Origin of the sequence: Pseudomonas pseudonitroreducens (assembly GCF_021603645.1) — a bacterium.
Taxonomy (GTDB): Bacteria; Pseudomonadota; Gammaproteobacteria; order Pseudomonadales; family Pseudomonadaceae; genus Pseudomonas; species Pseudomonas pseudonitroreducens.
The window spans coordinates 1-3641 of sequence record NZ_BQHJ01000030.1; the positions used below are offsets into that span (position 1 = coordinate 1).

Sequence of the window (3641 nt, forward strand, 5' to 3'; positions counted from 1 at the left end):
GGCGAGCCTTCGACTGAAGCGAATAGACATCGCTGAGCGAAGCTTGCCCGGCCGGGGCAGTGCGCATGTCCTTGGCCAGGTCGGCGAACTCTTTGGCCACCGTTTCGCGCTGTTTCTTCGCAGTCTCCAGGCGCTTGGCAGCAGCCTCATACATGCGCATTTCAGTGGCCAGCGCGGTCTGGAGCTTGGCCAGGTTGTCGGTCCTGATTTTGTTCATGTTGTCGGTGTGACGCTTCTCGGCCGCTTCCTGGGCCTCGGCTGCGGCAGCCTGGTCAGCTGTCATCTGCTGCAGCGCCTCGCGGTACTCGCGAGCACGCTTGGCCGCTGCCAGGGCCTCATTGCTCACCGGTGCGGTGGGGCCATCGCGCTGCATGTCACGCCGACTGGTCAGCTCGGACTGCTTGCGGTAGTGCTCTTCTGCCAGGCGCAGCGACTCGGCATAGGCCTTGCGCTGTTCGTCATTCATCCGAGCCAGCGCCTCGGCCGGCTGGATCACCACGTCGGCGTACTTGGTCGTCGCCGTGATCGTGTCGTTGAGGGCTTTCTCGTAGTCCTGCTGACTCTTGGTGAGTTCCTGGTTCTGCTTGTACAGGTCATACAGCTGCATGAGGTTGTTGCCCGTCCAGGCAACCACGCCCAGGGCGAGCGCCCCCTTGGCCAGGGACGCCCAGCCAGCGACGGTTTTCAGGGAGGCGACCAAGGTGCCGAGCTGGCCGATCAGCGACGAGATCCCAGGGCCCGCGCCTGGCAGGGACGTGAGGGCTGCCTTGAGCAGTAGGGCGGGCTCTTTCATCGCAACCATGACCTTGGCACCAGCGAACAACGCAACGCCCAGTCCAACGATGGACGCAATGGTTACTTGCACTGGCTTTGGAAGTTCCGAGAAGAACTTCAGAACCTTGGCAGCGCCATCGAGCAATGGAGAAAACGCCTCGGCCACCTCGCCAAGCTGAAGCTTGAACTCCCGCCAGGAGGCATTGAAACGATCCAGCTCAGCCTGAGGCGTGTTGGACATCTTGGCGTAAGCCGCCTCCATGGAACCGCCGGCCTCGCCCATGGCCGTTACTTCTGCGCGCATATCCTTGATGTACTGAGTGAGGCTCAGTACAGCGGTCCGCGCTTCGACGTCCGGAATGATCTGACGCATGGCATCAAGGCCGAGCTTTCGGGATGCGATGTCTTCCAGGGTGGTGGTAAGCCCCTTCCAGGAGATGCCCATCTCAGCCAGCTTCTTCTGCGCATCAGGGGTGGGGGCGGCCAGGGCGTTGATGGCGCCCTTCAATGCGGTGGTGGCCTGCGGCGTCTTGATGCCCGCGATGGTCATCCGAGCGATAGCCGCCGCGACCTCATCGAAACCAACGCCAGCGGCTTTGGCCGTTGGCAGAACGTCACCAATGAACTGGGCCAGCTCGGGGAAGGTGGTCACACCATCCTTGACCGCCAGGAACATTTGGTCATAGCGCAGCCCCAGGTTGTCGATGCTCTCACCGTAGGCGTTGACGATGGCCAGGCCGCCAGCCGCAGCAGTGCCCGTCTCAGTCATGCCAGCGATAGCTGCCTTGATGGACTGCTCCAAGACCTTGATGCCGTTGTCCTCGGATACACCAGACGACAGGATGTCGTTGAGCGCCTCAGCCGACTCAGTGGCGTCACGCCCATAGGCGACGGCGAGATCGCGCACGTCCTTGGACATTTCCTTGAGCTGTGGGCGGGTCAGATTGGTGATGGAGTCCACCGCTGCCATCGCCTGGGCAAACTTGGCGTAGAACTCCAGAAGCTCGTTGCCGCCATAGATCAGGGCGCCCAGACCAGCCACGGCCAAGCCGGCCTCAATCTGTACCTGGCGCAGTGAGCCAGCCCAGCCAGTCGTTTCCTGAGTCAGCTGAGCCGTCTTTTCGCGGAGGCCGATCTGAGCTTGGGCCAGCTCGACGGACGAGAGCTGCCCATCGCGCTGCAGGAGTGCGTACTGTTGGCGGAGCTTCTCAATCTCTGCACGTACCTCGCGGTGGGGGCGAACGCCCAACGCCTGGCGAGCACCTGCGATTCGCGCTTGCTGATCGGCGGCCGCGCTGGCTTGTGCCAAATCTGCCGAGAGACGCTTTTGCTCGTTGCTCAAGTAGTTGGTGTCAACGCCTGCAGACTTGAGCGAGGCGGACAGCTGGGCAAGCTGCGACTTTTGACCGCTGATCGCCTGCTCAAGCGTCTTGGCCTCTTGCGTCGCTGCGCGGTAGGCCATCTGCTGGGCCTTGGTGGGCTTCTCGGCGGCGATCAGTTCGTTAGCCAGATCCCGCACGCGATCCCGAACGTCGTTGAGCTGCTTGCTGTTCTCGACTAGGCTCGCCTGTAAATCGCGCACGGACGCGATCTGATTCAGCGGGCGCTGCAGCTGCTCCACTAAGGCAGAGTAGCCAGCCTTGAACTGCTGCAGTTCGTTGCGGCCCTGACTGGCATCGACACTTACTGAGAGACGGACATCAGTCATGAAGGCTATCTACCTGTTAATAGCGTTGGTTCTTGCATTCACTTTTTTTTCTAGGCAGATCGCAGAGTTCACAGGAGGCTTGGTTGTTGTCCTTCTGTTCGTGCTGCTGCTCGTTACTCTGTTCAAGCCGTTACTTTCTGCCTCGGCTGGAAAGGCGAAGAAGGAGGACTAGCTCCCCGCCTTCATCCGCTCTGCCGCTTCAATCGCCTCGTCGACCGCTGACTGCCACGTACCCCAGGGGTAATCCCACACCCCGGTATGGCCCTGGCGAATCAGGGCACTAGCGTTCCGTTCGAGTCTTCGGAGAGCTTCCCGAGGACTTGTTTCCCCACCTCCACGATTCGCTCGCGCAGGACGAAAAAATCCGTGTTCACCTCGCGGGTCGCTTCGAACACCTTGCGCAGTTGGCTGGGCGCCAGGTCATCCAGCTGGTCGACATCGAGGTCAGTCATCAGGGCCAGCTCAGTCAGGCTGATCTCTGGCAGGAGCGTGCTGCTAATCACGTCGCTGCTGTCGCCCTCGGCCATCATCTTGAGCAGGTGGCGAATCTCACCCACCGTCAGCTCGCGCACTTCCACGCTGATCTCGCCCAGGGGAATGGTCTTAGTCAGAGCCATGCTCATCTTCGGAAACTCCAGGAGCCGGCCCCTTGCGGGGCCGGGAAGGTGGAAGGGTTACAGCCAGTCGATGCGGTAGAAGGGCGACTCGCCGACCGGGCGGGAGGTGTCGGCCAGCACTTCGCCTTTGGAGAGCAGCTTGCCGGGGTTCTCCGCATCGATCAGTGCCAGCTCTTCCGCAGGCGGTGCCTTCCAGCGCCAGATGGTCACGACCACCGGGCGGCCGCTGTCGGCTTCGTTGAGGCCGTCCAGGACGAGCTTGTACTCGGCGCCGGCTTCCACGATGGGCTCGATGCGGATCGCCTTGGTGCTGGTGTAGGCGATGGTTGCCGGGGTCGGCTCGGTGATCGCGGTGCTGTCTTCCTTGACGCGGAAGCCAGCGGCCGACACCTCGACCTCGGTGTTCGGCACCGGGGTGCTGCCCTGGGTCTTGGTGATGACCAGGCTCTTGGGACCAGGGAAGTCAGTCACCACCAGGCTGCCCGGAATCAGGACGACCGCCTCGCCAGTGACAGTCTCCGGCTCCAGCTCGATGACCTTGC

4 protein-coding genes are annotated in these 3641 nt (G+C 62.1%); 1 reads left to right on the top strand and 3 read right to left on the bottom strand.

Annotated features, from left to right (window positions below):
* Positions 1-2482: phage tail tape measure protein (locus L6D89_RS32155; protein WP_236202315.1), on the bottom strand; the 2482-nt coding region annotated here is incomplete at its 3' end.
* On the opposite strand from L6D89_RS32155, the gene L6D89_RS32160 reads away from it, so the two are divergent.
* Positions 2481-2654, top strand: a complete 174-nt coding sequence (locus L6D89_RS32160; protein ID WP_157837693.1) for a hypothetical protein — start codon at positions 2481-2483, stop codon at positions 2652-2654. The two genes, L6D89_RS32155 and L6D89_RS32160, sit on opposite strands and share 2 nt — an antisense overlap.
* Positions 2655-2754: 100 nt before the next feature.
* Here L6D89_RS32160 and L6D89_RS32165 read toward each other — a convergent pair whose 3' ends face one another.
* Positions 2755-3099 carry a hypothetical protein gene (locus tag L6D89_RS32165; RefSeq protein WP_236202316.1) on the bottom strand — a complete coding sequence of 115 codons (345 nt, stop codon included), beginning with the start codon at positions 3097-3099 and terminating at the stop codon, positions 2755-2757.
* A 57-nt stretch (positions 3100-3156) separates the two neighbouring features.
* Positions 3157-3641 (bottom strand): hypothetical protein (locus L6D89_RS32170; RefSeq protein ID WP_445009258.1); only part of this gene is annotated, 485 nt, incomplete at its 5' end.

What these genes read in the sequence shown, in the direction of transcription:
- L6D89_RS32160 (WP_157837693.1), top strand. Translation starts at nt 2,481, where the DNA reads ATGAAGGCTATCTACCTGTTAATAGCGTTGGTTCTTGCATTCACTTTT.
- L6D89_RS32165 (WP_236202316.1), bottom strand. Translation starts at nt 3,099, where the DNA reads ATGGCTCTGACTAAGACCATTCCCCTGGGCGAGATCAGCGTGGAAGTG.